We start from the raw sequence: 26,199 nt of genomic DNA on the forward strand, positions 1-26,199 counted from the left end.
TTTAATTCGTGAGCCTGTTCGCGCCTTCCAATCACAGGAACCAGCCAGACGCCCTCGGCTCTTAGCAGGAGGCGAGACTTCGGCCAAATTTTGTTTCCGGATTTTGTTTCCGGGACCGGAACTGAAAAAGGCGGCCAATGGCCGCCTTTCGCATGCAGGTGTTGCAATTTTGCGACTAAAGCGCCGCAGTCTTGCTGATCAGGAACCGGCACCGGAGAGCGTGGTGACGGCGCGGCGATTCTGCGACCAGCAGGAGATGTCGTCGCAAACCGCGACCGGACGTTCCTTGCCGTAGGAAATCGTCTTCAGGCGGCTTGCCGAAACACCCCTGGCGACCAGGAAGTCGCGGGTGGCGGCGGCGCGGCGGGCGCCAAGCGCCAGATTGTATTCACGCGTGCCGCGCTCGTCGGCGTGGCCTTCGACGACGATGGCATACTGCTTGTACTGGTTGAGCCACTGCGCCTGGCGCGACAGCGTCGTCTGCGCATCGGCGCGGATCGAGGACGAGTCCGTATCGAAGAAGATGCGGTCGCCAATGTTGACCGTGAAGTCCTGCGCCGAGCCGGGCGTTGCGGCACCCGCGCCATTGAGACCGAGGTCGGCGGCGCTGTTCGGGGTCTTCTTCGAGGCGCAACCGGTGATGGCGAGCATCGCGATCAGCGCAATCATCGCCGGGTTTCTGGTAAGTGCTGCGATACGGCCCATGCCGCCTCTCCTTCGTATTCGAGTGATTTCGTTGATCACCCAGTAACCACGTTTGGGTTAACCGGCATTCAAGAAACACGGTTAAAATTTGGTTTCAGCCGCCCGTCCGCAGCAGAAAGGACCTGATGCCACAATGGTCGCGGACCGTAGGCGGAAATGCGGCCAAAAGGCGACTTCGGCGTGAAAAAAGCCCCAAAACGGGGCTTTTAGGGCACTGTTGCCAAGTTGCAACGAAGCGAGCAGGGGCTCGGCTGAAACGTGGTTACTCCAGCAGCGGGGACCACGCCGGATCGGAAGCGAAGTTCGCCGTCGGGATCGACTGTTCGTTGCGGCCGGTGAGATCGACGGAAACCAGTTTTGGGCCACCGGCGGAGTCACGGAAGAACATCAGCACGCGGCCGTTGGGCGCCCAGGTCGGCCCTTCCTGCTGGAAGCCGGACGACAGGATGCGCTCGCCAGAGCCGTCGGTCTTCATGACGCCGATCTGGAATTCGCCGCCCGTCTGCTTGGTGAAGGCGACGAGATCGCCGCGTGGCGACCACACCGGCGTCGAATAGACGCCGTCGCCGAACGAGATGCGGGTCTGGCCCGAACCGTCGGCGCCCATCACATAAATCTGCGCGCGGCCGCCGCGGTCGGAAGTGAAGACCACCTTGCTGCCGTCGGGCGAATAAGACGGCGAGGTGTCGATGGCCGTTGAGTTGGTCAGCCTGGTCGTCGAGCGGCTGCGCAGATCCATGGCGAAGATGTTGGAATTGCCGTCATCGCGCAGCAGGCTCATGATCACCTTCTGGCCGTCGGGCGAAAAGCGCGGCGCAAAGGTCATGCCGGGAAAGTTGCCGACCAGCTCGCGCTGCCCGGTCTCGATCTGCAGCAGATAGACCCGCGGCTGGCCGCTTTCGTACGACATATAGGTGATTTCCTGCCGGTTCGGCGAGAAACGCGGCGTCAGCACGATCGACTTGCCGTCCGAGAGATAGCGGACGTTGGCGCCGTCCTGGTCCATGATGGCAAGCCGCTTCTTGCGCGCATTCTTGGCGCCGGATTCGTCGATGAAGACGACGCGGGTATCGAAATAGCCTTTCTCTCCGGTCAGCCTCTCATAGATCGCGTCGGCGATGATGTGGGCGACGCGCCTGGTGTTGGCGTCGTTGGCGAAGAACTGCTCGCCGGACATCTGCTGGCCGGCAAAAGTGTCCCACAACCGGTACTGGGCGCGGATGCGGCCGTCCGCCTCCTTGCCGACGCTGCCGGTTACCAGCGCCTGCGCGTTGATCACCTTCCAGTCGTCGAAGCGCGGCTGCGCATCCGGATTGGCGATCTTCTCGATGAAGGCGCTCTTGTCTATCGGTGCGAACAGACCGGAGCGTTTCAGATCGGCGCTGACGATATCGGAGATCTGGGCGCCAATCTCACCTTGAAAATCGGTGATCGCGATCGGCAACGGCTCGACATTGCCCTTGTTGACGTTGATCTCGACGAGTGCTCGCGCCGGCAAGGTGGCAACGGCAGTCATGCCCAGCGCCATGGCTGCAATCGTCAGGAGCGGCTTGAGGATGGATTTCATGTCGTCTCGCTTCTCTTAACTGATTTTGTGGACGCCAGACTTAAAGCCCAAGCATCTCTCTGGGATCGAAAGTGACCCGAACCTGGGCCCAGATATCCTGCTTGCCGGCAGGAACCTGCAGGCCGGCCATGTTGCATTTCTGGACGGCACGCACCGCACTCTCGTCGAACTGCTGGTTTCCGCTCGATTTCTCGACGGTCGGCCGGCCATCGAGCTTGCCGGAGGCGTCGAGGTTGAACAGGACCACGGCGACGAAGTTTTCCGAACCCTCGAGCCCCACGGGAAGGGTCCAGCAACCGCCGAGCTGATCCGACAAAGCGCCCATTTCGCTTTGCGACAGCTTCTGGCCCTGGGTCTTGTCGGCGCCGAGCGACGCCTGCTGCGTCGAGCGCTTGGCGCCGCCGCCGGATGGCTTCTGCTTGTCGAGGAGAGCTGAAATCTCATCAGCGTTGAACTGCTTGTCCTCGGACTTCGGCTTGGACGAGGCTTCCTTGACCGGCTTGTCGGCATCCTTGCGGTCCGGCGCTTTGGCGCTTTCAGCCTGCGCCGGCTGCGGCTTCGGTCGCGCTTCGGGCGCGGGCGCGAAATTCGGCAGCTGCGCCTCCTCCGGAGGCTGCTGTTCCGTTATGGCCTCGGCGACCGCATCGGGCTTGACCTCTGGCTTCGGCTCGATAGCGGCGGTCGTCTCCGGTTGCGGCGCTGGCGCCGGCTCCTTCGCCGGGGTCGGCTTCGGTTCGGCCTGCTTGACCGGCTCGGGCTTGACCTCTTCCTTCGGCTGCGGAACCGGCGCCACTTCCGTTGCCGGTGTCGGCTTCGGCTCTTCCTTAGGCTTCGGCGCGTCCTCGGTCTTCGGCTTTTCGGTCGGCGTCGGCGCCAGGGCAGCCGTCGCTGTTTTCTCGACCGGCTTCGGCTTGGCCTCGTCCGTCACCGGCTTGTCGGTATCGACGCTGTTCTCGCCAATCTTCTGTGCCGCTGGCACGATATCGGGTCGCTTGGTCGGGGTCGGCGCCGGCTTTTCGCGCATCACTGCCTTCTTGTCGCCCTGCAGCGTCTGCGCGACGGCCTCTACCGGCACGATAGCGACCGAGACCGATTCAGCATCGGACGCCGGCATGGCAGGCGGCGACGACAGCGTGAACAGCCCGAAAGCCAACGCTACCGTGTGCAAGATCACCGATGTGGTGAGGCCGGTCCGCATCTTGGCGCTACTGTTCCTGTTCCTGCAATGAAACCAGGCCGATGTTCTTGTAACCAGCGGCCGAAATGCGGGCCATCACCTTCATGGCGGTGCCATAGTCGGTCGACTTGTCGCCGCGGATGAAGATGCGTTCGTCATAGCCGGTCTTGGAAATTGCCTGCAGCTTCGCGACCAGCTCGTCGATCGGAATTTCGGTCTCCTGCAGGAAGATCTTGCCGGCCGGGTCGATCGAGACGGTGATCGGCTGGGTATCGACGTTCATCGCCTTGGCCTGCGTATCCGGCAGATCGATCGGAACGCCGACCGTCAGCAAGGGTGCCGCGACCATGAAGATGATCAACAGCACCAGCATCACGTCGACCATCGGCGTGACGTTGATTTCCGATATCAGCGCGTGATGGCGGCCGCGCCGCCTGTGGCCGCGTCCGCCGCGTCCCGAGATGCCTACCGACATACCCATCTTGCTGCTCCTCAGGCCTTCGGTGCGACTTTTTCATCGATTTGGCGCGAGAGTATGGCGGAGAACTCGTCCGAGAACCCTTCCATGCGCACCGCGATCTTGTTCGCGTCCGATGACAGCTTGTTGTAGGCGATAACAGCCGGGATGGCAGCGAGCAGGCCGATGGCCGTTGCCAGCAGCGCCTCGGCGATGCCGGGCGCCACCACCGAAAGGCTGGTGTTCTTGGACGCGGCAATGGCCTGGAACGAGGTCATGATGCCGATGACGGTGCCGAACAGGCCGATGAAGGGTGCCGCCGAACCGGTGGTGGCGAGGAAGCCGAGCCGTCCCTCCAGCCGTTCCATCTCGCGCGTCAGCGCCAGGTCCATCGCCTTGTCGATGCGGGTCTGCAGGCCGAGCGGCGATTTGGCGCCCTTCTCGAAACTCTTTTTCCATTCGCGCATGGCGGCGACGAAGATCGCGCCCATGCCGGTGGTCTTGCGGTCCGCGAGCGTGCGGTAGAGCTCCTCCAGCGACTGCCCCGACCAGAACACCTGTTCGAAGCGATTGAGCGCCAGCCGCATGCGGGCATAGCTGACCAGCTTGTCGACGATGATCGCCCAGGTCCAGATCGAAGCGCAGAGCAGCCCGATCATCACCAGCTTGACCACCCAGCCGGCCTGCATGAACAGCGCCCAAATCGACAAATGCGCTGCCGGGTCGGCGAGTGCGATATTTTCCATCGTTCAAGTCCTTAAGATTTTCCGGGCATCGCTGGCGGCTGGCCCATGGGCATCCCTTGTGGTCCGTTCGCGCTAGGCTTGCGGATTACCCCAAAATGCACCGTTAGCGGCCTTTTCAGGGCAAATATTGGTGAAAGGAAGGCGCACGGATTCTTCCAATCTTCACCAGTCTCTTCATGAACCGTTATGGTTAAGGATGGGTTAGGAAATATGGCGCGGCGCATTGCCGCGCCCCGGGACGACGGCAGCCCGCCCATCACAGTCGAATGCGCTGCCGATCAGCCCGCTCATTGCAGGCCGGAATGCCTGGATATCAGCTTGCTCTCGGTATGAAGGCCGCGATCCATTCCTTGGGAAAGCGTTTCGGCCGGCCGTTCTCACCGATGATCGCCGCCTGGACCTTGGCCTCGACCAGCACCTCGGCGCGGCGCTTCAATTGCTGTGCCATGACGATGCGGGCGCCGGAAATGTCTTCGGTGCGAGTGTCGATGGTCAGGATATCGTCCATGCGGGCGGGCGAACGAAAATCGATCTCCATGCGCCGCACCACCCAGACGATGCGTTCGCCATGCTTGCCTTGGTGAAGTTCGGTGTGATGGACGCCGGCGAGCCTTAGATAGTCCGAGCGGCCGCGCTCGAAGAATTCGAGATAGCGCGCATGATAGACGACGCCGGAGAAATCGGTGTCGGCATAATAGACCCGCACCATCAGCCGATGGCCGAATTCCGTCAGCGTACCGGAAAGCCCGGCAGTGAGTGCCGCCGATTCACCATGATCGTCCATCGCGCTTTCCTTTTTACCCCAAGCGGGGCACCTGTCCTGCCAAAATCACCAGCGCAGCAAACCGGATGGCACTGTTGACGGCGATGATCAAGACCTTGATGGCGGCGCTACTGGTGCTGGCGGCGTCTGCGCTGCCCGGCCACGCCGCGAGCTTTTCGATGAAGCGCGGCCTTAACCTCGACCAATGGACGACCTGGGTCGGGGAAGACAAATGGAATGACCGACAAGCCATCTTGCCCTATCCGGAATGGCGCAAGTTCCTCAACGGGGACGACCTCAAGGCGCTGAAGGCCGCCGGCTTCGACTTCCTGCGCATGCCGGTCGATCCCTCGCCGTTCATGTCGGACCAGACGCTGGCGCTGCGCGACGACCTTTATGCCAGCGTGCGGGACTCGGCTCGTATGATCAACCGCGCCGGCCTGAAAGTGATCGTCGACATGCACCTGATCCCCGCCGGTGGCGGCCGCGAGATCGGCATGGGCCAGGTGATGGACGAGCCCGCCATTTTCGACGCCTATGTCGAGGTCATCCGCAAGATGGCGCGCACGCTTGCCACCGAGGACCCGACGCAGGTCGCTTTCGAGCCGATGAACGAGCCGATCGTCGACTGCGACAGCGACGGCACCAGCCTGTGGCCGGAGCGTCAGCGAAAGCTGTTCGCCGCCGCGCGCGCCTCTGCCACCAGGCTGACGCTTATCCTCACCGGCGCATGCTATTCCAACGCGGCCTCGCTGGTCAGGATCGACCCGAAGACGATCCCTGACGACAACATCATCTGGACGTTCCACTCCTACGACCCGTTCCTGCTGACCCATCAGGGCGCGACCTGGGCCGGCGATTTCATTCCCTATGTCACCGGCCTGCCCTACCCGCTGACCGCGGTGCCGCGCGCCAAACTCGATGCGACGCTGGATGCGATCCGCGCCAAGATGAAGGCTGAGGCGCCGTGGACCAGGCGGAGCGGCCTGCTCGCCTATCTCGACGAGCAGGTGGCCAGCATGGACACGGACGAAAAGCTGCTCGGCGTCATGGATGCGCCGTTCGAAAAAGTCGACGCGTGGGCGAAAACCAACGGCATCAAGCCGGAAAACATCACACTGGGCGAGTTCGGCATGATCCGCCAGGAATACGGCAATCCCTATGTGATGCCGCCGCAGTATCGCGCGGCTTACGTCAAGGACATGATTGCGCGCGCCGAGGCGCACGGTTTCTCATGGTCGGTGTGGAGTTTTGGCGGCGCCTTTGGCATCGTCGACGCCTTCAACGGCGAGAAGGCCGAACCTGCCGTGATGGATGCGATCCGCTCGCTGCCTTAGGCCGAACCCAGATCGATCTGCAGGATCTCCGGCCGCATGCCGAAGCGTATTGGCGCGATACTGAAGCCAAGCCCGCCAGATACGATCAGGTTGCGGTCATTCTCGATGACATGGCCATAGGCGAAACGATTGCCGAATCGGGACGGCACCACGGGCGAATAGCCGAACAGCCTGACCTGTCCGCCATGTGTGTGGCCCGACAGCGTCAGCGAAACCCGCCACGGCACTTTCGGGAAAATGTCCGGCTCGTGGGCGAGCAAGATGATCGGCGCCTGGTCGCTGACCTTCGCCAGCGTGCCGTCGAGATCGTCCAGGCCCTTGAAGTGACTGCGGCCCCAGGCCCGGCCGGGGAGCAACGCCAACTGATCGGCAAGACCGGCGAGCCAGAAGCCATGCCCGTGCTTTTCCAGGCGCACAACATCGTTTTCCAGCACCGCAATGCCGACGGCCTCCAGCGCCTTGCGTGAAATCGTCGGTCCGGCGCCAACCCTTTGGGCGGTACGGTCTTCCCACCAGTCATGGTTGCCGAGGTCGACCAGACGCCCAGTGGCGCCTTGAGGCCGGAAAGTGCCGGCGCCCATTCCGACGCATCCACCCAACCCGTCACCATTCGAGTGCCAGCCGGATAGTCGCCCAGCATGAGGATCACATCCGGATTGAGGGCATTCGCCTCGACGGCGAGCGACGCGATCCGCTCCGGCGTCATCCAGGGGCGGCAGGCATGGATGTCGGAAAGCACCGCGATGCGCAGCTTCAATCCCGCCGGCCAATGCGGCGGCGTCAGCTGATAGCGCTTCACACGCGTCAACAGCATCGGCTCGATGCCGACCGCATAGGCACTGAGCGAAGCCAGCGAGAGGAACGAACTCCCGACGAATTTCAGGAACCCGCGTCTGGTGATCACTTTCCCGGCTCCGACCCTGATCGGAGCGGTTCCGCGCCGACATTAAGACGCACGATAAAATCCAGGAATGCGCCTTCACGCTGGCAGGCTTGAGGAGATTCTGCGCAGACAAACCGTTCCGAAGAACAAATCTCCGTTACTCTTCCTGGAACAGGTTGATCTGCTGCTGCGCCAGGTCCTTCGGCGCGTCGAGGCCGAGATGGCGCCAGGCATTGGCGGTCAGCACGCGGCCGCGCGGTGTGCGCTGGATGAAACCCTGCTGGATCAGATAGGGCTCGATGATGTCCTCGATGGCATCGCGCGGCTCCGACAGGCCGGCGGCGATGGTCTCGATGCCGACCGGCCCACCGCCGAAATTGCGGGCAATCATGGAGAGATAGCGGCGATCGAGCGCGTCGAGGCCGAGCGCGTCGACCTCTAGCCGCGTCAAGGCTTCGTCGGCAATCTGCCTGTCGACATGGCCGTCACCGGCAAAGGAGGCGAAATCGCGCACCCGGCGCAGCAGCCGGCCGGCGATGCGCGGCGTGCCGCGGGCGCGGCGCGCGATCTCCAGCGCACCGTCGTCGCCGAGCGGCATTTGCAGGATGCGGGCGCCGCGGCGCACGATCTGCTCCAGCTCCTCGACCGAATAGAAATTGAGCCGCACCGGAATGCCGAAACGGTCGCGCAGCGGATTGGTCAAAAGGCCGAGCCGCGTGGTGGCGGCGACCAGGGTGAAGCGGGCGAGGTCGATCTTGACCGAGCGCGCCGCCGGGCCCTCGCCGATGATCAGGTCGAGCTGGAAATCCTCCATCGCCGGATAGAGGATTTCCTCCACCGCCGGATTGAGCCGGTGGATCTCGTCGATGAACAGCACGTCGCGGTCTTCGAGATTGGTCAAGAGCGCGGCGAGATCGCCGGCCTTGGCGATGACCGGGCCCGAGGTCGAACGGAAATTGACGCCGAGCTCGCGCGCCATGATCTGCGCCAGCGTCGTCTTGCCAAGCCCAGGCGGGCCAACGAACAGCACATGGTCGAGCGCCTCGCTGCGGCCCTTGGCGGCTTCGATGAAGACCTTGAGATTAGCCCTGACCGCCGCCTGGCCGACGAAATCGGCGAGCGTCTGCGGCCGCAAAGTCTGCTCGGCATCCTCGCCGCGCTTTTCCGGGGCAATGAGGCGAGGGGAAAGGCTCATGCCGCCTTCCTCGCACAGGGTAAAGGAGGGGGCAAGCAACCGCTCACCGCGCCAGTTCCTTCAACCCGAAACGTATGAGCTTCGAGGCATCCGCATCCTCGCCCGCCGTCTTCAGCGCCGCCGCCACTGCATTGGCCGCGGTGTCGCGGGAATAGCCGAGATTGACCAGCGCCGACACGGCGTCGATGATCGGTGCCGGCGCGACACCCTCGCCGAGTTCCTGCTTCAGGCCGATCGTGCCGGAGGCGGTTCCGGCATAGGCCGGCGCCTTGTTCTTCAATTCGGTGACGATGCGCTCTGCCACCTTCTTGCCGACGCCTGGCGCGCGGCTGACCATGGCGATGTCGCGCAGTGCGATCGCGTTGGCGAGGTCGGCCGGCGCCAGTGTCGAAAGGATGGCCAGCGCCACCTTGGCGCCGACGCCCTGCACATTGGTCATCAAGAGCCGGAACCATTCGCGCTCCAGCACCGACTGAAAGCCGTAAAGCCGGATCATGTCCTCGCGCACATAGGTCTCGATAAACAGCACCACCGCTTCGCCGGGCGACGGCAGCGAGGCCAGAGTGCGCGCCGAGCAATAGGCGACATAGCCGACGCCATGCACGTCAACGAGGCAGAAATCCTCGTCGATCTCATCGAGTGTGCCCTTGAGCTTGCCTATCATGCTCAATAGCCTTTCATGATGCCAACGCCGCCATCCGGTAGGCGACGCTCTGCCGGTGATGCGCATGGCAGATGGCGATGGCCAGCGCGTCGGCGGCATGTTCGGTGTCGAAAGTGGCTTTCGGCAACAGCACCTTGACCATCATGTGGATCTGCTTCTTGTCGCCATGGCCAACGCCGATCACCGCTTTCTTGACGGCATTGGGGGCATATTCGGCGACGACAAGGCCGGCGCGCGCCGGCACCAGCATGGCGATGCCGCGCGCCTGACCGAGCTTCAGCGTCGCCACTGCATCCTTGTTGACGAAGGTTTGCTCGACGGCCGCCTCCTGCGGCATGGCAGCGTGCAGGATCTCGGCCAGCCCGTCATGCAACTGACAAAGCCGTGTCGCAAGCGCCGCCTTGTCGTCGGAGCGCACGGTGCCGGAGCCGACGAAGCGCAGCGAATTGCCGAGGCTTTCGACGATGCCCCAGCCGGTGCGCCTCAGCCCCGGGTCGATACCGATGATGCGAATCGCTTCCCCCATCCGCCAAGTTTACCTCCGGCGGACAGCGATGCCAGCGAAATGTGAACAAACCGGAAACGGGAGGCGTTTTAACCCCGGGCGAAAGCCGTGTTGAGCAGCGTGATCTGGTCGGAAACCGGATTGACGCGGCGGACGGCGGACGGCGTCTCGGTAAACGCGCCGCCATAGATCTCCTCGTCCATGCGGCGCACCAGAGCCTGGAGGCGCAGCGAGCGTGTCACGAGATCGAGGAAATCCTTCGGCAGTTCGTTCCAGCCGACCGCCTCGTCATGCGCCGACGCGGTGTCGAGGCGAACCTTGGATTTTTCCGAAGCAACCTGGTCGCGGGTCATCTCGCCTGAGTTTGCCGCCCGCTGCAAAAGCAGCCAGGAGGCGACCTGCATCAGCCTTGTCGTCAGCCGCATCGATTCGGCCGCATAGAGCGTCGCCGCCAGCCTGGACAACTTTTTGGCCTCGGCCCGGCCCTTGCCGTCGAGATATTCGGCTGCTTGCTCAACCAGGCCCATGCCTTCCTGGTAAAGCGGTTTGAAGGATTGGGAGAAAACCCGGCGTTCCGCCAGTTTGATGGTTTTCGCGATGCCCTTCGAAGGCTCGTTCATCGATACGCCCCTGCACTACCCCGTCGGCTGATTCGGCTTCTTCGCCGTCACGCCGGCACCCTAGATGACTGAAGCTTGAAAATGCGCTTCGCCGCCGTTGAAGGCAAGCACATGTTTAACAAACGGTTAACGCCGGCGGATGGGCGCGAGGCAGCCCAAAATGCGGACAAAAAAAGAGCCGCGGATAAGGCGGCTCTCAGGAGTTTAACAGGGAGGCGTCAAACGAAGTGGCTCCAACCACTCGGTAAGAATCCAGATAACTGGATGGACATAGTAAACACCTGTAAAGCTTAATGAACCCTTAACGGAGCGGATATTTCTTGATCAACCGCTGCCCTTCTGTGTCGTATCAGCACAACGGCCCGCGGAACCCAATCGATCGAGGAAGAGGCCAGTACCGGCTCGATCTCTGGATGGCCAGAGCGGCTTAATCTCGCGACGTTTCAGGATCATGCCGCAGAGCCTGTCCTCTTTTGCCATGACAGCCGCCCGTCGCCGCGGCTTGCGACCAAAATGAATGATCAAACCGCGGTAACAGACTGGCGCGCCTATGCGACATCGTTCCGAAACACGCATTGCGTTAAACGCCCGCTCCGCACGACGTCGCGCGCAAATCTGTGCCGCCGCGGCCCACTAGAATTGCTTCAGGAGCACCCTATGGACTGGTATTCGATCATCAAATTCTTCCACATCGCTACGGCCACCTTGTGGGTCGGAGGTGGGTTCGTGCTGTTCCTGCTCGGCATGCTTGCCGAGCGCGCCGGCAACATCGAGGAAAAGCTGCAGGCGATCCGTGCCAGCGGACAACTGGGCGGCAGGTTTTTCGCACCGATGTCGATGCTGACGCTGATCTTCGGCCTGATCATGTGCAGCTTCTGGGTGGGATCCGCAGATTTGTGGATTGTCATCGGTCTCGTCGGCTATGCCACGACCTTTTCGATCGGCATGTTCGTCTTCAAACCAATCGGCGAGCGCATGGGAGCGGTGATCGCTAAGGAGGGAATGTCACCTGCTGTCCTTGCCATGGGCCAGCGCATGATGAGCGTGGCACGCTTCGACTATGCAGTGATGCTGGTCGTGGTCGCGGACATGGTGCTCAAACCGACCGAGCACGACATCGGCATTCTCGCCGGCATGATTTTGGTCGTCATCGCCGGCGCCGCACTGGCCTTTGGCGGCAGTCGCCGTCTCGTGCCGAGCGCTGTCTAACACCGAGAATATGCAGGCGACCGTACGGCCGCCTCGCGCTGCTTTACAGCAGGCCGGAGATCCCGTCCCACAGCAGCTTGACCGCGACCACGGCCACGGTCGCGTAGGTGAAGGGATAGAAGATCTCCGGCCGCATGCGCCGTACCAGCCAGGCGCCGGCAATGGTGGCCAGCGGTGCCAGCGGCATCAGCACGGCGGACGCCGTCAGATTGGCGGTGTCGAATTGGCCGAGCGCGAAATAGGGGATCAGCTTCAGCGCGTTCGTGGCGGCAAAGAAAATCGCCGATGTCCCCGACAGCACTTTCGGATCGAGCCGGATCGGCAGCGCATAGACCTGGAAGGGCGGGCCGCCGACATGGGCGACGAAGCTGGTGAAGCCGGCGACGGTGCCCCAGAAGGCGGCGGCGATGCGGTTTGGCGCCGCCGCATGGTCGGAACCGTGGCGAAACTGCAGATAGAGCCAGCGCAGCACGAAGATGAGCGCGACGGCACCGACGATCAGCCGCACCATCTCTTCGGTGACGAGCGCTGCCGTCAGCCAGCCCAGCCCTATGCCGATCACTGCACCCGGCATCATGTCGACCAGCATCTTGCGGTCATAGACGCCCCACCACGTCCACACCGAAACGATGTCCATTAGGCACAGGATCGGCAACAGGATGGCGGCCGCCTGCACCGGCGGCATGGCCAGCGCCATCAAAGGCACGCCGACAAAGCCGACAGCGCCGCCGAAGCCGCCTTTCGACAGGCCGACAAGGATCACCGCCGGAATGGCGGCGGCATAGAACCACGGATCGGCGAGCAGACCTGACATGAAGTGAGGGAGGCTGGAGGGAGACTGGCCCTGCAATAGCCCAGAAACCCGTGCACCGCGACCATGAAAATGCCGGCTGTGGCGATCAATTGTGCGTAAGGCACCGGCGTCGGATTTGCGGCACGATTGCCGTCGATGCATAAGGCACCGTCCCCCGCATGAGGTTTTCCAGAATGAGCGAAGTCCAGATCCGCCGCGCCGAGGAAATCGACCTCCCCGCCATCATCGCCATGCTTGCGGACGATCCGCTCGGTCGCAGCCGCGAAGACGCAAGCGAACCGCTGGCCAAAGCCTATCGCGACGCTTTTGCGGCTGTGAATGCCGACCCCAACCAGTTTCTGGCCGTGATGACGGACGGCGGCCGCGTCATCGGCACGCTGCAGATCAGCTATCTTGCCGGCCTGTCGCTGCAGGGCGCCTGGCGCGGCCAGATCGAGGCTGTCCGCGTCGCCGCCGACCGGCGCGGCGAACGGCTGGGGCAGCGCCTGCTGGAATGGGCGGTCGAACAATGCCGCGCACGCGGCTGCAAAATTGTCCAGCTAACCACCAACAAGAGCCGCCACGACGCCCACCGCTTCTATGACCGGCTCGGCTTCAAGGCCAGCCACATCGGCTACAAGCTGGAGCTCTAGCTAAAACGACGCTTACCCGAGTGGCGGCGGACGGCGTCGGATCGGCTGCGCCTTGATGATGGCGGTGCTGGTTTCGGCCTTGTCGGCGATTCGGTCGAGCAGCTTGTCGAGCTCGCCCATCGAACGCACATAAAGCCGCGCCACGAAACAATCGTCGCCGGTGACCTTGTCGCATTCGCCGAACTCGGGGATCTCCTCGATCAGCTGCTGCACGATATGCAGCTTGCCCGGCAATGGCCGGATACGCACGATCGCCTGCAGCGGATAGCCCAGCGCCTCCGGGTCGATCTCGACAGTGAAGGCGCGGATGACCCCGCGCTCCTCGAGCCGCCGAAGCCGCTCGGACACGCTGGGCGACGACAGCCCGACCTGCTGCGCCAGTTCCTTCAATGATGTCCGGGAATCCTTGACCAGGATGTCGAGAAGCTTTCTGTCCAGATCGTCCAGCATTTTCATTCTTTCGCAAAAAGGCGAAGATCGCCTTATTAAATTAGGCCACGTCCACATATCACCTTTTATAGATCATATAAACCCTCAGGATCGCATGAGATTATCCAGTCTCAAACAGATATCAGAGGTATTGTCATGGACAACACGGTGCGCGGCACGATCGAGATGACGGCGGCGATGACAATCATCGGCACGATCGGCTGGTTCGTCGTCATGTCGGGCCAGCCCGTCATGGACGTGGTGTTCTGGCGCTGCGCCTTCGGTGCGGTGGCGCTGCTCATCACCTGTGCAGCACTTGGGCTGCTGCGCGGCAGGCTGACATTGCGCATTCTTGCCATCGCCGCTATCGGCGGCGCGGCCATCGTCATCAATTGGCTGTTGCTGTTCAGCGCCTTCTCCCGCGCCTCGATCTCGATCGCCACGGCAGTCTACAACACCCAGCCCTTCATGCTGGTCGGTTTCGGCGCGCTGTTCTTCGGCGAGCGGCTGACCCTGACCAAGCTGACCTGGCTCGGCATCGCCTTCGCCGGCATGCTGTTGATCGTGCAGACAGGGCCTGATGCCGGTTCCAGCACCATCGGCATCGATTATGTCATCGGCATCGCCATGGCGCTCGGCGCGGCCTTCTTCTGGGCCGTCGCGGCCATCGTCACCAAGAAGCTGAAGGGCACCCCGCCGCACCTCATCGCACTGATCCAGGTCTGCGTCGGCGTCGTCATGCTGGCGCCCTTTGCCAACCTCGCCCATTTGCCCCCCGACAGCTGGAGCTGGGCCATGCTGGTCACGCTTGGCGTCGTCCACACCGGCCTGGTGTACATATTGATGTATGGCGCCATCCAGAAACTGCCGACACACCTGCAGGGATCGCTGTCCTTCATCTATCCTGTCGTGGCGATCCTGATCGATGTCATTGCTTTCGGCCACCGGCTGCATCCGGCCCAGCTCGTCGGCGCAGCCGCCATCCTGATAGCGGCAGCCGGCATGAACCTCGGCTGGACATTGTGGAAAGCCAAACCGCCGGTCGAAAGCCCGCAAGCCGTCAAATGAGCCGCAGATCGGCCGCTCGCCGGCGATCGTAAACCAAGCCATCGCATCGATCCTCGCCCGCCTGTTCAAGGCGGGCGCTTTGCTCTATGCCGCAATGCAACCATCTTCGCCCGGCATAGGCGAATTCCCGGATCGAAAGCCAATGAACGACGCAACACCCCCAAACCGCTGCCGCATCGTGCTGATCGCGCCCAGGGACGCGCCGGCCGAGCGTATTGCCGCGGCCTTCGAGGGCGGCGACGTCGCTTCGCTGATCCTGCCTGAAAACGGTATGGACGAGGCTGCCTTCCAGGCCTTCGCCGAACGGATCGTGCCTGTGGCGCAGGCGGCCGGTATCGCCGTCATCATCGCTGGCGACACCCGCATTGCCGGCCGCGTCCAGGCCGACGGCATTCATGTCGAGGTCTCCAAGGACGCGCTCGCCGAGACCATCGAACATTTCCAGGGCAAGATGATGGTCGGCGCCGGCGGCGCCAAGACCCGCGACGACGCGCTGGAGCTCGGCGAAACCAGGCCCGATTACATCTTCTTCGGCCGCTTTGGCTACGACAACAAGCCGGAACCGCATCCGCGCAATCTGTCACTCGGCCGCTGGTGGGCCGACATGATCCAGATCCCTTGCATCGTCATGGCCGGGTCGGAACTGGCGTCGGTCGAGGCAGTGGCGGACACCGGCGCCGAATTCGTGGCGTTGTCCAGCGCTGTCTTCGCCGACGGCGCCGATCCGAAGGCGGCGATTGCTGCCGCCAATGCGCTGCTCGACGAAACCGCGCCGCGCTTCGAGGACTGACGTGCGCCGACCAGGACTTGCTATCGCGGTTTTCGTTGCGGCCTTGATGAGCGGGGCGGCGATGGCGGCGGAACCCATTCCGCTGCCGCAACCCAGGCCCGATACCAGCGCACCCGACATCAGCGCACCGGCTGCGGGCGCCCCCGATGCGGGCGCCGCAAAGACCGGTGCCCCCAAGGCCGATGCCATGAGTTCCGGCGTTCATGTCGACAAGCCGATCGACACCCCGCTGCCGCAGCCCGCGACGACCGCGCCGTTGCCGTCGGCCGATGCCATCAATCCCGAGCGTTTCGGCGCAAAGCTGGCCGACCCGGCCTATGGCGCTTTCCAGCGCGGCCTCTACAAGACCGCCTACAATCTGGCGTTGGTACGGGCCCAGAATGGCGACCCGGCAGCGCAAACGCTGGTGGCCGAGATCCTGTCGCGCGGGCTGGGCGTGCCGCTCAACCCGGCGGAGGCCGCCAAATGGTATGCGCAGGCCGCTGAACAGGGCATTCCGGAATCGCAGTTCCAGTATGCGCTGATGCTGCTCGACGGCCGCTACGTCAAGAAGGACGAGAAGGGAGCTTACGCCCTGATGCAGGCCGCCGCTGAAGCCGGCAATCGCCTGGCGCAGTTCAACTTCGCGCAGCTGCTTGTACAGCAGGATCCGGGCGATGCCGGCATCGCCAGGGCCGTGCCCTATTATGAGCGGGCCGCGGCGACCGGCCTTGCCGACGCCCAGTATGCGATGGCGCAGGTCTATGCCAATGGCGTCGGCGGCAAGCCGCACGACGATGCCCAGGCACGCCGCCTGCTGGCGCAGGCCGCAAGGCAGAACTATGACACCGCGCAGATCGATCTTGCCGCCTGGATGATCGAGGGCCGCGGCGGTGCTCGCGACCTGAAGTCCGGCTTCAACTGGATGAAGCAGGCAGCGGAAGGCGGCAACGTCGCCGCCCAGAACCGTCTGGCAAAGCTCTATATGGGCGGCATCGGCACCGATCCCGACCTGATCCTGGCCGGGGCCTGGTATGTTGTCGCCCGCCGTGCCGGCCTTATCGATCCGGAGATGGACGATTTCCTGCAAGGACTTACCGACGACCAGACCAAGCAGGCCCTGCAGAAGGCCAACCGCCTGCCCTGAGCATGCCTTGCATCCCCCCGCTCCCTTGCCTCTTCGGGTGATTTGTGGTCTTGGGAGCCCGAAATCGCTTGTCCAGCGACCATCTCATTCCCGGATCAACATCATCATGGCCAAGATCAATGGCAACGAAATCCGTCCCGGCTATGTCATCGAGCACGATGGCGGCCTCTGGGTGGCGGTCAAGACCAACACCGTCAAGCCCGGCAAGGGCGGCGCTTACAACCAGGTCGAGCTGAAGAACCTGATCAACGGCACCAAGCTCAACGAGCGCTTCCGTTCGGCTGAGACCGTCGAGCAGATCCGGCTCGACCTGAAGGATTTTTCCTTCCTCTACGCACAGGACGACGCGCTGGTGTTCATGGACACCCAGAGCTACGAGCAACTCGAACTGGCGAAGGATTTCGTCGGCGATCGCGCCGCTTTCCTGCAGGACGGCATGATGGTGACGGTCCAGCTTTATGAGGACAGGCCGATCGGCATTTCGCTGCCCGACCAGGTGACGCTGACCATCACTGAGGCCGACCCGGTGGTGAAGGGCCAGACGGCTGCGTCTTCCTATAAGCCGGCGGTGCTGGAAAACGGCATTCGCGTGCTGGTGCCGCCATTCATCGGCGCCGGCGAACGCATCGTCGTCGACACCAACGAGCTCACCTACATGCGCCGCGCGGACTGATCTTAAGGCGCAGCAGCAGGAAGAAAATACGATGGCACGCTCAGCACTTCTCAATGTCATGGTCCAGGCCGCCATGAAGGCCGGCCGCTCGCTGTCGCGCGACTTCGGCGAGGTGCAGAACCTGCAGGTGTCGATGAAGGGGCCAGGCGACTATGTCAGCCAGGCCGACCGCAAGGCCGAGGACATCCTGTTTGCCGAACTGTCGAAGGCGCGGCCGGGCTATGCCTTCCTGATGGAAGAGCGCGGTGTGGTCGAAGGCGACGACGACCAGCACCGCTGGATCGTCGACCCGCTCGACGGCACCACCAATTTCCTGCATGGCATTCCGATCTTTTCCATCTCGATCGCGCTGGAGCGCCAGGGTCAGCTCGTCGCCGCCGTCATCTACAATCCGGCGATGGACGAGCTCTACACCGCCGAGCGCGGCGGCGGCGCTTTCATGAACGATCGCCGGCTGCGCGTTGCCGGCCGTATCAAGCTCACCGACTGCGTGATCGGCTGCGGCATCCCGCATCTCGGCCGCGGCCAGCACGGCAATTTCCTGGTCGAGCTGCGCAATGTGATGGCCGAGGTCTCCGGCGTGCGCCGCTTGGGTTCGGTCGCGCTCGATCTCGCCTATGTCGCCGCTGGCCGCATGGACGGCTTCTGGGAAACCGGCCTGTCGGCCTGGGACATCGCCGCCGGCCTGCTGCTGGTCCGCGAAGCCGGCGGCTTCGTCTCCGATATGGAGGGCGGCCAGGACATGCTGGATAACGGCTCGGTCGTTGCTGGCAACGAGGTCATCCAGCGCGCGCTGCTCAAGGCGGTGAAGAAGCCGATCTCGGCGCGCTGAAGCGCCGCAGTCGCAAAACCGCAACCAAAGCTTGAAATACTGCCCGGCGACCGCCCAGATAAGGGGGACGAAGGACCTTCGCGCATGCCGCCACAATCCCCGCCAGAAACGCCAATCGATATCCCCTTTGTCGGGCGTTGGCACTATTCGCGTGCGGAGATGATCGCCGACGGCATCGTCCATGCGGTCGGCATCGTGCTGGCGATAGCGGCGGGCTCGACCTTGCTGGCGCTGGCCGCTTTCCATGCCGGTCCGGGCGAATACATCGCCATCGCTTTCTACGTGGTATCGCTGCTGACCGTGCTGTCGGTGTCGCTCACCTACAATCTGTGGCCGGTGACATCGCCGGCGAAATGGATCTTGCGGCGCTTCGACCATGCAGCGATCTACCTACTGATCGCCGCTACCTACACGCCCTTTCTGGCCCAGCTCGACGGCTCGCCGTTGGCGCTGCCGATGATTGCCCTTGTCTGGACCGCGGCTGTGACCGGTATCGCCATAAAAGTATTTCTGCCCGGCCGCTTCGACCGCCTGGCCATAGTCTTCTATCTCGCCATCGGCTGGAGCGGCATCGTTCTGGTCAAGCCGCTGGTCGCGACATTGCCGACAACGTCGATCGCGCTGATCGTCGCCGGCGGCATCGTCTATTCCTGCGGCGTCATCTTCTTCGCCTGGAAGGGGCTGCGTTTCCACAATGCCGTCTGGCACGGCTTTGTCATCACCGGCGCCGGGCTGCATCTTGCCGCCATGGTCGACTGCCTGGTCATCAACCGCCTCTGAAAGGCGCAGTGCCGCCCGACCCATCGGGCAATATTGCCAAGCGCCATTCAATTTGGTCACAATTGCGTTTAGAGTCGCGAATTACGTGATCGGCGGCACTGGAGCAATTCCGGGAAAGTGTGAGCGGTTTCCCGTTCGGAATTGCGTCAAGGCAAATAAAGAGCATCGGAAACGGGGCACGGATGGCTTTTCTCAGATCCTTCGGCGTGGGCAGGCGTTCTGATGTCCTGATGTACGATCCGCACAAACTGTCGAGCCCGCAGGTCTTCCTCCTGACCATGGTCATCTTCCTGGTCATCGTCGCCTTCATCGCAGCCATCCTCACCCGCCAGATCTCGACCGCCTTCGGCAGCAATCCCGGCCTCAACGGCCTTATCATCGGCGTGCTGGCGGTCGGCATCCTGCTTGCCTTCGCCCAGGTCGGACGGCTGTTTCGTGAAGTGCGCTGGGTCAATTCGTTCCGCGCCGGCTCCGAAACCACCGAACCGGTGCTGCTGGCGCCGATGAAGGCGATGATCGGCCGTTCCTCGACCGTGGCCTTCTCGACCTCCTCGATGCGTACCATGCTGGATTCGATCGCCACCCGCCTCGACGAAAGCCGCGACACCTCGCGCTATCTCGTCGGGCTGCTGGTGTTCCTCGGCTTGCTCGGGACCTTCTGGGGTCTGCTCAACACCATCGGTTCGATCCGCGAGACCATCGAATCGCTCGATCCCGGCACCGGCGACGCCGCCGCCGTGCTCGATTCGTTGAAACAGGGCCTGTCGGCGCCGCTGGCCGGCATGGGCACCGCCTTCTCGTCCTCGCTGTTCGGCCTTTCCGGTTCGCTGGTGCTCGGCTTCCTCGACCTGCAGGCCGGCCGCGCCCAGACCCGCTTCTACACCGAGCTTGAAAACTGGCTGTCCTCGGTCACCGATCTCTCCTCCGACATTGTCGTTGCCGATCCGGCCAAGAACGAGCCTTCCGACGAGATCCGCCTGTTGTCGGAGCGGCTGCGCAGCATGCAGGAAAACGGCGGCGGCTCCAATCCGCGCGTCGCCACCGCCATGGCCAATCTCGCCGACGGCATTTCCGGCCTGGTCAAGAACATGCGTTCCGAGCAGCAGATCATGCGCGACTGGGTCGAGGCCCAGTCGGACGAGCAGAAGGCGATGCGCAACACGCTGGAAAAGATCGCCGACGCCCTGAAGAAGCCCGGGGTGCACTAGCATGGTGCTCGCCAGGGGCCGTCGCACCGACCGCCGCATCGATTATTGGCCGGGCTTCGTCGACGCACTGTCGACGCTGTTGCTCGCCATCATGTTCCTGCTCACCGTCTTCGTACTGGCGCAGTTCCTGCTCGGCCGCGAACTCTCCGGCAAGGACACCGTGCTCTCGCGCCTCAACTCGCAGATCAACGAACTGACGCAGTTGCTGGCGCTGGAGCGCTCGACGGCGCAGGACAAGGATGATTCGCTCGCCAATCTGCAGGCCTCGCTGTCGGCGTCGGAAGCCGAGAAGAGCCGGCTGGAGCAATTGCTGGCGCAAGGTGCAGGCGCCGGCGACGCCGCCAACCAGCGTGCGGCTCAACTGGGCGGCGAACTCGACAACCAGCGCCAGATCAGCCAGCAGGCGCTGAGCCAGGTCGAGATCCTCAACCAGCAGATCGCGGCGTTGCGCAAGCAGATCGGCGCGCTCGAGGACGCCCTCAATGTCTCTGAAACCCGCGACCGCGATTCCAACACCAAGATCGCCGATCTCGGCCGTCGGCTGAATGTCGCGCTGGCGCAGCGCGTGCAGGAACTGAACCGCTACCGCTCAGACTTCTTCGGCCGCCTGCGCGAAATCCTCGCCGACCGCGAGAACATCCGCATCGTCGGCGACCGCTTCGTCTTCCAGTCGGAGGTGCTGTTTCCGACCGGCTCCGAAGTGATCAACGATGCCGGCAAAGTCGAGATGAAGAAGCTCGCCGACGCCATCATCGAACTGCAAAAGGAAATTCCGCCGGAGATCAACTGGGTGCTGCGCGTCGACGGCCACACCGACAACAAGCCGCTGTCGGGCACCGGCCGCTACCGCGACAATTGGGAGCTGTCGACGGCGCGCTCGACCTCGGTGGTCAAGTTCCTGATCGAGAACGGCGTGCCCGCTAACCGGCTGGTCGCCGCCGGCTTCGGCGAATTTCAGCCGCTCGATCCCGCCGACACCGAAGACGCCCGCAACAAGAACCGCCGCATTGAACTGAAGCTCACCGAACGGTGATTTTTAGTCACGCGAATTTGTTCGACGGCTCAACTCTAGGGCGCAAGGCAGCCTCGGCAAGGCCTGAAAACATTATCTTTTTTTAATTACACTTCACGTTTCTGGGCTCCTAATTTGCCGCGCAGGGCCGAGAACCGCCGGCGATGCCTCCCATCGCGACGCGACGGAACCCGACGGCCCGCGTCCGGAAGGCGGAGTTAAAGCGCTTACCCTTTCCAAAGCAGGAGGAGACGCATATCATGCGTTCTTTGAAGACTCTCAGGACTGCAGCCCTCACCACACTTCTGATCGCCGTTCCGCTCGCCGGCGCCTATGCCGCCGGACATCACAAGGGCGCCCTCGACGCCAGCGACCCGACCGACATGACCGGTCCGCGCGTGACCGGCCTGATCGAGCAGATAAAGGGCGTCGACCAGGGCATCACCGATGCCAGGCAGGCCAACGCGATCACGTCGGCCGAAGCGCATCGGCTGCATCTGCGCGCGGCGCATATCAGCCAGGCCGCCGAACGGGTCGCTGGCTCGGATCATGGCCGGATCCCGGCCGCGCAATACCACGACCTGCTGCGCCGCCTCGACAACGTCGACCAGGCCCTGATGTCCGACACCGGTAGTGGCTTCATGATCGGTGACGGTTCCGACGGCGGCAATTATCCGAACGGCTGAGAACCCGCTGCGATATCCTCGGATATCCAAAGAATGAGAAAGGGACAGTCTGACGCCCGCGGGATCTGGTCCGAGGGCGTCATTTTACCAGCCGAGCCAGAGCGCGACGAGCGCAACCACCGCCGGCACGGTCTGGATATACAGGATCTTCCTGCTGGCGGTCGCCGCGCCATAGAGCCCGGCGATGGCGACGCAAAGCAGGAAGAACACCTTGATCTGGAATCCAGCCGCGCCGAGATAGAGGCCCCAGATCAGCCCGGCGGCAAGGAAGCCGTTGTAAAGCCCCTGATTGGCGGCCAGCACCTTCGATGCGCTGGCGAAGTCCGGCTTGAGGTTGAACGCCTTGTGGCCACGCGGCGTGTCCCACGCCACCATCTCCAGATAGACGATGTAGCAGTGGATCAGCGCCACCAGCCCGACCAGTATGTTGGCGATCATGTCTTCTCCCCCAGGTGGCAGCACGCCGTCGGTCCATATTGAGCACGCGCGTCGCGGCGTGCAAGCTCGCGCCGCCTTGCGCCTATGAACCGACACTCGTGCAGGGTTGCCAAGCCTGGCGCATTGGTATCTTTTCCCGCCGTCCAAAACGCGGAACCTGCCATGTCCTTTCAGAAACTCGATGATCTCGGCCACAAGCTCGAAGCGCTGGAACATGCGCTCGCCATCCTCGGCGCCGATGAGGCGACCCACATGGCCGTCGGCGGCGGTGAGAAGCGCGCCGAAGCCATGTCTTCGCTTGCCGGCATGCTGCATATCAGGGCAACGGCGCCGGAAATCGCCGACTGGCTAGCCGCCGCCGAACAAGAGGTGCTGAACGAGGAGCAGCAGGCGGCGGTCCGGGAATTGCGCCGGCAATACACCAACCTGACCTGCCTGCCGGTCGAGTTCGTCGAGCGCCAGACGGTGGCTCGCATGCGCTCCGAGCAGCTCTGGCGTGACCTTCGCGCCAAGAACGACTGGGCCGGCTTCCTGCCGGCACTCGAAGGTGTCATCGCGCTGGTCCGCGAGGAGGCCGCACTGCGCGCTGACGCGCTCGGCCTTGATCCCTACGACGCGCTGATGGAGCAATACGATCCTGGCAACCGCGCCGCCGACATCACGCCGGTCTTCACTGAGTTGAAGACGTTCCTGAAGTCCTTCGTGCCTGAGGCGCTGGCCGTGCAGGAGGCGCGGCTGGCCAGCCACCCGCTGAAGCCGCTCTCGGGCAGCTATGCGATAGACCGGCAGCGCGAGCTTGGCCTCGCCATGATGGCGGCGGTCGGCTTCGACCTCACCCATGGCTCGCTGTCGGTGTCGCATCATCCTTTCTGCGGCGGCGTGCCGAGCGACGTGCGCATCACCACCCGCTACAAGACCTCGGATTTCCTGTCGGCGCTGATGGGCGTGCTGCACGAGACCGGCCACGCGCTCTACGAACAGAACCTGCCGAAGGCCTGGGCGCACTGGCCGCTGGGCAAGGCGCGCGGCATGGCGGTGCATGAAAGCCAGAGCCTGTTCGTCGAAAAGCAGATCGGCCGCAACCCCGAATTCTGGCGCTGGGCGCTGCCCGTGGTCGAAAAGCATCTCGGCGAAGCCTGGTCGCTCGACGACATCCTGCCCCATGTACACCGGGTCGAGCGCGGCCTGATCCGCGTCGACGCCGACGAGGTGACCTACCCGCTGCATGTCATCCTGCGCTACGAGTTGGAGCAGGAGCTTGTCTCGGGGCGATTGCAGGCTGCCGACTTGCCCGAGGCGTGGGACGCCAAGATGCGGGAGTATCTTGGCCTGTCGACCATTGACAACCCGGCCGACGGGCCGATGCAGGACGTGCATTGGCCAGGTGCGGCCTTCGGCTATTTCCCGTCCTATACGCTGGGCGCCATGATGGCGGCGCAGCAGTGGGCGGCGCTGACCCGCAAGCATCCTTCCGCCGGCGACGACCTTGCAAAGGGAAACTTCGAGGCCATCAACGGCTGGCGCCGCGACAAGATCTGGTCGCAGGGCTCACGCTGGTCGACGCCCGAACTGCTCGAACGCGCCACCGGCGAAAAACTGAATGCCGCGCATTTCACCCGTCACCTGCAACAGCGATACGGGGCGTGAGCCATTTCGGCTGGCACCGCATCCAAAAACATAGGGCATGGTCTTTACTTCTGCCGGAAAGCCTTTGACAAAAGGGGCTCTTTGGGGCGCTGGCGAAACTGGAATGTCGGTCTGTATTGATTTTCATGTGATCAAATCTTACTGGCGGCTCATTGCTTTCGCCCTGTTTCTGGTCAGCTTGAGTTCTCCCGCCCTATCCGACGACGTCGTCCTTGTCGGACCAGCGCCGGCCTGGACGAGGCTGATCGATGTTCCCTCGGCTGACGCCACCCGATCCGACCAGATCAGGAACGGCATCTCGTGGCTGCTCTCGGACGACCAGATCGCTCGCCGCACCGGCGGTTACGATCAGTACTCCCGCACGGTCTACAAGATCGTCGACCGGCCAGGCCTCGAGCAGGGCGCCGGGATCAATCTGCAATTCGATCCGTCGCGGCACAAAGTCACCTTGAACCATCTGCGCATCATCCGCGATGGCGCCGTGATCGACCGGCTGGCAAGCACGAAATTCGATATTTTCAGGCAGGAAAAGGACGCTGAGAAAGGCCTGTACGACGGCTGGCTGACGGCCCACGTCAACGTCGAAGATGTGCGTGTCGGTGACATTGTCGACTATGCAACGACCTACGAAATCACGCCGCTTGTCGGCAAGGATCTTTTCTTCTTCAGCTTTGCGACCGAGTGGGAAGAGCCGGTGGCGCTGATCCGCGCAAACATCACCTGGCCCGCCAGTCAGCCGCTTCAGATCAAGGCAAGAGGAACGGAATTCAAGCCGGGAATCTCGTCGTCGGGATCGGACACGGTCTATTTGTGGGAGATCCGCAATCCGAAGCCGGTCAAGGTCGAGGACAACCTGCCGGTGCAATATCCGGCCTGGGGCTCTGTCGACGTGGCCTCGACCGCAGACTGGCACAGTGTCGTCGACGCCATTGCGCCCCACTACAGGCCGGTGACCGATTTTCCCGCCGACTTCGCAGCCAAGCTCGACGACATCGCCGTCAAGCATCCTGTGGCCGAAGACCGGATGATCCAGGCGACACGGCTGGTGCAGGACCAGATCCGTTATGTCAGCCTGTCGATCGGTGCAGGGTCCTACATTCCACGCGATCCGGCGACTGTCCTGCAAAGCGGGTTTGGCGATTGCAAGGACAAGGCACTGCTGCTTGCCTCGTCGCTTGTGCGACTTGGCATTTCTGCCGAAGTCGCCCTGGCCGATCTCGACCATGGGCGGGCTCTCGACCAACACCTGCCGGCGCTGCGCGATTTCGACCACGCCATCGTCAAGGCGAAGATCGGAAGCCAGACATACTGGCTCGATGCCACCAACGACCTTCAGGGCGGCAAGGCATACAACCTTGCGCAGGCCGATTATGGGTTCGCGCTGCCGCTTTCCAGCACCGGCGGATTGGAGAAGATGCCGACCCCGGAACTGACCAGCCCGTCGATCCAGGTCGCCGAGGAATTCGACTTTCCCGAGAAGCCGGGCGATCCTTTGTCGCTGACGGTCTTTTCCATGTACGAAGGCGCCGACGCCGACTCGATGCGCAACAGGCTGGCTGGCCAGTCGCTGACCGAGCTGTCGGACAACTATCTGAAATATTACAGCAAGCAGTATCCGGGCATTCAAAGCGCCGCAAAGCTGGAAATCCTGGATCAACGCGACGGCAACGTCGTCAGCGTTAAAGAAAGCTATTCATTGCCGGCGCAGGCGCTGGCGGCCAACGACCTTGCCAAGAATTTCCCTGTCCAGGCGGCGGATCTCGGCAACTATCTCCCGGCCCCGACCATCGTCGGCCGTCGCGGCCCGATATCGCTCGGCACTCCGTATTACCGTCGCCACAGCGTGACGCTACGCAACCTCAAGGCGAGGTTTTCCGGCGAGGAAATAAAGAACATCGTGACACCTTATGTGTCGCTGAAGACGTCGTGGAGCAACACGGCAACCGAATTCCGGGTGGAATGGAATTTGCAGACACTGGCGACGGAAGTTCCTGCCACAGCGATTGCGGATTACCTCAAATCCGTCGAGGACATCTCAAAGGACGTCCAGTGGGAGTACGATTTCACCTACGTCGATCCGCCACCAGTCGAAATGAAGGTCAGCGATCCGGACACGGAGCAGCGACAAATCATCGCCAGCATGTTCCTGTTGACCTTGTTCGTCGGTGTCCCGGTATTCATCGCTGTCCGGCGCGGCCGGCGCCAGCCTGCCCGCGGCTGAACTCTATCTGCGCAG

27 protein-coding genes and 1 pseudogene are annotated in these 26,199 nt (G+C 63.0%); 14 read left to right on the top strand and 14 right to left on the bottom strand.

Annotation, left to right across the window (positions count from 1 at the left end; translation table 11 throughout):
- Window positions 1-198: 198 nt before the first annotated feature.
- The 6 genes from pal to ybgC all read right to left on the bottom strand — a co-directional run bounded on the left by pal (window position 199) and on the right by ybgC (window position 5,436).
- Window positions 199-705 (bottom strand): peptidoglycan-associated lipoprotein Pal, encoded by a 507-nt coding sequence (gene pal / locus AC1DXM_RS18815; protein WP_112559660.1) that lies wholly within the window; start codon window positions 703-705, stop codon window positions 199-201.
- A 262-nt stretch (window positions 706-967) separates the two neighbouring features.
- Complete coding sequence (tolB, locus tag AC1DXM_RS18820; RefSeq protein ID WP_112559662.1) at window positions 968-2,272, bottom strand: Tol-Pal system beta propeller repeat protein TolB; 1,305 nt, start codon at window positions 2,270-2,272, stop codon at window positions 968-970.
- 40 nt (window positions 2,273-2,312) lie between these two features.
- Window positions 2,313-3,470: an energy transducer TonB family protein gene (locus AC1DXM_RS18825; protein ID WP_192258709.1), complete on the bottom strand. Its 1,158-nt coding sequence runs from the start codon at window positions 3,468-3,470 to the stop codon at window positions 2,313-2,315.
- Between the two features lie 7 nt (window positions 3,471-3,477).
- Complete coding sequence (tolR, locus tag AC1DXM_RS18830; protein WP_192258710.1) at window positions 3,478-3,930, bottom strand: protein TolR; 453 nt, start codon at window positions 3,928-3,930, stop codon at window positions 3,478-3,480.
- Window positions 3,931-3,941: 11 nt separating this feature from the next.
- Complete coding sequence (gene tolQ / locus AC1DXM_RS18835; protein ID WP_454572991.1) at window positions 3,942-4,652, bottom strand: protein TolQ; 711 nt, start codon at window positions 4,650-4,652, stop codon at window positions 3,942-3,944.
- Between the two features lie 313 nt (window positions 4,653-4,965).
- Entirely contained in the window at window positions 4,966-5,436 is a 471-nt protein-coding gene (gene ybgC, locus AC1DXM_RS18840; protein WP_192258711.1) for a tol-pal system-associated acyl-CoA thioesterase, read from the bottom strand.
- A 65-nt stretch (window positions 5,437-5,501) separates the two neighbouring features.
- Between ybgC and AC1DXM_RS18845 the strand changes: the two genes are divergently transcribed.
- Window positions 5,502-6,752 carry a glycoside hydrolase family 5 protein gene (locus tag AC1DXM_RS18845; protein WP_477235091.1) on the top strand — a complete coding sequence of 417 codons (1,251 nt, stop codon included), beginning with the start codon at window positions 5,502-5,504 and terminating at the stop codon, window positions 6,750-6,752.
- On the opposite strand, the pseudogene AC1DXM_RS18850 reads toward AC1DXM_RS18845, so the two are convergent.
- The 5 genes and pseudogenes from AC1DXM_RS18850 to rcdA form a co-directional block, all read right to left on the bottom strand.
- A pseudogene (locus tag AC1DXM_RS18850) lies at window positions 6,749-7,656 on the bottom strand (metallophosphoesterase). The gene AC1DXM_RS18845 and the pseudogene AC1DXM_RS18850 overlap by 4 nt on opposite strands.
- A gap of 136 nt (window positions 7,657-7,792) precedes the next feature.
- On the bottom strand, window positions 7,793-8,830 hold the full coding sequence (ruvB, locus tag AC1DXM_RS18855) for a Holliday junction branch migration DNA helicase RuvB (protein WP_477235093.1): 1,038 nt from the start codon (window positions 8,828-8,830) through the stop codon (window positions 7,793-7,795).
- A 43-nt stretch (window positions 8,831-8,873) separates the two neighbouring features.
- Window positions 8,874-9,494, bottom strand: coding sequence for a Holliday junction branch migration protein RuvA (ruvA, locus tag AC1DXM_RS18860; protein ID WP_477235095.1), 621 nt, complete (start codon window positions 9,492-9,494; stop codon window positions 8,874-8,876).
- A 13-nt stretch (window positions 9,495-9,507) separates the two neighbouring features.
- Window positions 9,508-10,020, bottom strand: a complete 513-nt coding sequence (gene ruvC, locus AC1DXM_RS18865; RefSeq protein WP_112559670.1) for a crossover junction endodeoxyribonuclease RuvC — start codon at window positions 10,018-10,020, stop codon at window positions 9,508-9,510.
- A gap of 68 nt (window positions 10,021-10,088) precedes the next feature.
- Complete coding sequence (gene rcdA, locus AC1DXM_RS18870) at window positions 10,089-10,619, bottom strand: protease adaptor protein RcdA (protein WP_181062223.1); 531 nt, start codon at window positions 10,617-10,619, stop codon at window positions 10,089-10,091.
- 657 nt (window positions 10,620-11,276) lie between these two features.
- Between rcdA and AC1DXM_RS18875 the strand changes: the two genes are divergently transcribed.
- Window positions 11,277-11,828 carry a DUF2269 family protein gene (locus AC1DXM_RS18875; protein ID WP_477235098.1) on the top strand — a complete coding sequence of 184 codons (552 nt, stop codon included), beginning with the start codon at window positions 11,277-11,279 and terminating at the stop codon, window positions 11,826-11,828.
- Between the two features lie 43 nt (window positions 11,829-11,871).
- Here AC1DXM_RS18875 and AC1DXM_RS18880 read toward each other — a convergent pair whose 3' ends face one another.
- Window positions 11,872-12,642 carry a sulfite exporter TauE/SafE family protein gene (locus AC1DXM_RS18880; protein ID WP_477235100.1) on the bottom strand — a complete coding sequence of 257 codons (771 nt, stop codon included), beginning with the start codon at window positions 12,640-12,642 and terminating at the stop codon, window positions 11,872-11,874.
- Between the two features lie 173 nt (window positions 12,643-12,815).
- Here AC1DXM_RS18880 and AC1DXM_RS18885 point away from each other — a divergent pair, with 173 nt between their 5' ends.
- The gene (locus tag AC1DXM_RS18885; protein WP_477235103.1) at window positions 12,816-13,274 is read left to right on the top strand and encodes an N-acetyltransferase family protein; all 459 of its coding nucleotides are present in this window, start codon (window positions 12,816-12,818) and stop codon (window positions 13,272-13,274) included.
- 12 nt (window positions 13,275-13,286) lie between these two features.
- On the opposite strand, the gene AC1DXM_RS18890 is transcribed toward AC1DXM_RS18885, so the two are convergent.
- Window positions 13,287-13,724, bottom strand: coding sequence for an Lrp/AsnC family transcriptional regulator (locus tag AC1DXM_RS18890; RefSeq protein ID WP_477235105.1), 438 nt, complete (start codon window positions 13,722-13,724; stop codon window positions 13,287-13,289).
- Between the two features lie 135 nt (window positions 13,725-13,859).
- On the opposite strand from AC1DXM_RS18890, the gene AC1DXM_RS18895 reads away from it, so the two are divergent.
- The 9 genes from AC1DXM_RS18895 to AC1DXM_RS18935 all read left to right on the top strand — a co-directional run bounded on the left by AC1DXM_RS18895 (window position 13,860) and on the right by AC1DXM_RS18935 (window position 21,878).
- Window positions 13,860-14,771 (top strand): DMT family transporter, encoded by a 912-nt coding sequence (locus AC1DXM_RS18895; RefSeq protein WP_477235107.1) that lies wholly within the window; start codon window positions 13,860-13,862, stop codon window positions 14,769-14,771.
- 142 nt (window positions 14,772-14,913) lie between these two features.
- Window positions 14,914-15,561, top strand: coding sequence for a thiamine phosphate synthase (locus AC1DXM_RS18900; RefSeq protein WP_477235109.1), 648 nt, complete (start codon window positions 14,914-14,916; stop codon window positions 15,559-15,561).
- A gap of 61 nt (window positions 15,562-15,622) precedes the next feature.
- A complete protein-coding gene (locus tag AC1DXM_RS18905; RefSeq protein ID WP_477235111.1) occupies window positions 15,623-16,687 on the top strand; it encodes a tetratricopeptide repeat protein in 1,065 nt (354 codons plus the stop codon).
- Window positions 16,688-16,793: 106 nt separating this feature from the next.
- Window positions 16,794-17,360 (top strand): elongation factor P, encoded by a 567-nt coding sequence (gene efp / locus AC1DXM_RS18910; RefSeq protein ID WP_112559678.1) that lies wholly within the window; start codon window positions 16,794-16,796, stop codon window positions 17,358-17,360.
- Window positions 17,361-17,391: 31 nt separating this feature from the next.
- The gene (locus AC1DXM_RS18915) at window positions 17,392-18,192 is read left to right on the top strand and encodes an inositol monophosphatase family protein (RefSeq protein WP_477235113.1); all 801 of its coding nucleotides are present in this window, start codon (window positions 17,392-17,394) and stop codon (window positions 18,190-18,192) included.
- Window positions 18,193-18,276: 84 nt separating this feature from the next.
- Entirely contained in the window at window positions 18,277-18,972 is a 696-nt protein-coding gene (trhA, locus tag AC1DXM_RS18920) for a PAQR family membrane homeostasis protein TrhA (protein WP_477235115.1), read from the top strand.
- A gap of 182 nt (window positions 18,973-19,154) precedes the next feature.
- Window positions 19,155-20,180, top strand: coding sequence for a MotA/TolQ/ExbB proton channel family protein (locus AC1DXM_RS18925; protein ID WP_477235117.1), 1,026 nt, complete (start codon window positions 19,155-19,157; stop codon window positions 20,178-20,180).
- A 1-nt stretch (window position 20,181) separates the two neighbouring features.
- Window positions 20,182-21,213, top strand: a complete 1,032-nt coding sequence (locus AC1DXM_RS18930; protein ID WP_477235119.1) for a peptidoglycan -binding protein — start codon at window positions 20,182-20,184, stop codon at window positions 21,211-21,213.
- Window positions 21,214-21,452: 239 nt separating this feature from the next.
- Window positions 21,453-21,878 (top strand): hypothetical protein, encoded by a 426-nt coding sequence (locus AC1DXM_RS18935; protein WP_477235121.1) that lies wholly within the window; start codon window positions 21,453-21,455, stop codon window positions 21,876-21,878.
- Window positions 21,879-21,962: 84 nt separating this feature from the next.
- On the opposite strand, the gene AC1DXM_RS18940 is transcribed toward AC1DXM_RS18935, so the two are convergent.
- Window positions 21,963-22,316, bottom strand: a complete 354-nt coding sequence (locus AC1DXM_RS18940; protein ID WP_477235123.1) for a DUF1304 domain-containing protein — start codon at window positions 22,314-22,316, stop codon at window positions 21,963-21,965.
- A 162-nt stretch (window positions 22,317-22,478) separates the two neighbouring features.
- On the opposite strand from AC1DXM_RS18940, the gene AC1DXM_RS18945 reads away from it, so the two are divergent.
- Window positions 22,479-23,963, top strand: a complete 1,485-nt coding sequence (locus AC1DXM_RS18945; RefSeq protein ID WP_477235125.1) for a carboxypeptidase M32 — start codon at window positions 22,479-22,481, stop codon at window positions 23,961-23,963.
- Window positions 23,964-24,066: 103 nt separating this feature from the next.
- Complete coding sequence (locus AC1DXM_RS18950; protein ID WP_477235127.1) at window positions 24,067-26,184, top strand: DUF3857 domain-containing protein; 2,118 nt, start codon at window positions 24,067-24,069, stop codon at window positions 26,182-26,184.
- Window positions 26,185-26,199 lie beyond the last annotated feature (15 nt).

Source organism: Mesorhizobium sp. P3_A2 (assembly GCF_056403115.1).

Bases quoted from the DNA above. Each gene is read 5' to 3' on its own strand.
- pal (WP_112559660.1), bottom strand. From the start codon at position 705: ATGGGCCGTATCGCAGCACTTACCAGAAACCCGGCGATGATTGCGCTG.
- tolB (WP_112559662.1), bottom strand. From the start codon at position 2,272: ATGAAATCCATCCTCAAGCCGCTCCTGACGATTGCAGCCATGGCGCTG.
- AC1DXM_RS18825 (WP_192258709.1), bottom strand. From the start codon at position 3,470: ATGCGGACCGGCCTCACCACATCGGTGATCTTGCACACGGTAGCGTTG.
- tolR (WP_192258710.1), bottom strand. From the start codon at position 3,930: ATGGGTATGTCGGTAGGCATCTCGGGACGCGGCGGACGCGGCCACAGG.
- tolQ (WP_454572991.1), bottom strand. From the start codon at position 4,652: ATGGAAAATATCGCACTCGCCGACCCGGCAGCGCATTTGTCGATTTGG.
- ybgC (WP_192258711.1), bottom strand. From the start codon at position 5,436: ATGGACGATCATGGTGAATCGGCGGCACTCACTGCCGGGCTTTCCGGT.
- AC1DXM_RS18845 (WP_477235091.1), top strand. From the start codon at position 5,502: ATGGCACTGTTGACGGCGATGATCAAGACCTTGATGGCGGCGCTACTG.
- ruvB (WP_477235093.1), bottom strand. From the start codon at position 8,830: ATGAGCCTTTCCCCTCGCCTCATTGCCCCGGAAAAGCGCGGCGAGGAT.
- ruvA (WP_477235095.1), bottom strand. From the start codon at position 9,494: ATGATAGGCAAGCTCAAGGGCACACTCGATGAGATCGACGAGGATTTC.
- ruvC (WP_112559670.1), bottom strand. From the start codon at position 10,020: ATGGGGGAAGCGATTCGCATCATCGGTATCGACCCGGGGCTGAGGCGC.
- rcdA (WP_181062223.1), bottom strand. From the start codon at position 10,619: ATGAACGAGCCTTCGAAGGGCATCGCGAAAACCATCAAACTGGCGGAA.
- AC1DXM_RS18875 (WP_477235098.1), top strand. From the start codon at position 11,277: ATGGACTGGTATTCGATCATCAAATTCTTCCACATCGCTACGGCCACC.
- AC1DXM_RS18880 (WP_477235100.1), bottom strand. From the start codon at position 12,642: ATGTCAGGTCTGCTCGCCGATCCGTGGTTCTATGCCGCCGCCATTCCG.
- AC1DXM_RS18885 (WP_477235103.1), top strand. From the start codon at position 12,816: ATGAGCGAAGTCCAGATCCGCCGCGCCGAGGAAATCGACCTCCCCGCC.
- AC1DXM_RS18890 (WP_477235105.1), bottom strand. From the start codon at position 13,724: ATGCTGGACGATCTGGACAGAAAGCTTCTCGACATCCTGGTCAAGGAT.
- AC1DXM_RS18895 (WP_477235107.1), top strand. From the start codon at position 13,860: ATGGACAACACGGTGCGCGGCACGATCGAGATGACGGCGGCGATGACA.
- AC1DXM_RS18900 (WP_477235109.1), top strand. From the start codon at position 14,914: ATGAACGACGCAACACCCCCAAACCGCTGCCGCATCGTGCTGATCGCG.
- AC1DXM_RS18905 (WP_477235111.1), top strand. From the start codon at position 15,623: ATGGCGGCGGAACCCATTCCGCTGCCGCAACCCAGGCCCGATACCAGC.
- efp (WP_112559678.1), top strand. From the start codon at position 16,794: ATGGCCAAGATCAATGGCAACGAAATCCGTCCCGGCTATGTCATCGAG.
- AC1DXM_RS18915 (WP_477235113.1), top strand. From the start codon at position 17,392: ATGGCACGCTCAGCACTTCTCAATGTCATGGTCCAGGCCGCCATGAAG.
- trhA (WP_477235115.1), top strand. From the start codon at position 18,277: ATGCCGCCACAATCCCCGCCAGAAACGCCAATCGATATCCCCTTTGTC.
- AC1DXM_RS18925 (WP_477235117.1), top strand. From the start codon at position 19,155: ATGGCTTTTCTCAGATCCTTCGGCGTGGGCAGGCGTTCTGATGTCCTG.
- AC1DXM_RS18930 (WP_477235119.1), top strand. From the start codon at position 20,182: ATGGTGCTCGCCAGGGGCCGTCGCACCGACCGCCGCATCGATTATTGG.
- AC1DXM_RS18935 (WP_477235121.1), top strand. From the start codon at position 21,453: ATGCGTTCTTTGAAGACTCTCAGGACTGCAGCCCTCACCACACTTCTG.
- AC1DXM_RS18940 (WP_477235123.1), bottom strand. From the start codon at position 22,316: ATGATCGCCAACATACTGGTCGGGCTGGTGGCGCTGATCCACTGCTAC.
- AC1DXM_RS18945 (WP_477235125.1), top strand. From the start codon at position 22,479: ATGTCCTTTCAGAAACTCGATGATCTCGGCCACAAGCTCGAAGCGCTG.
- AC1DXM_RS18950 (WP_477235127.1), top strand. From the start codon at position 24,067: ATGTCGGTCTGTATTGATTTTCATGTGATCAAATCTTACTGGCGGCTC.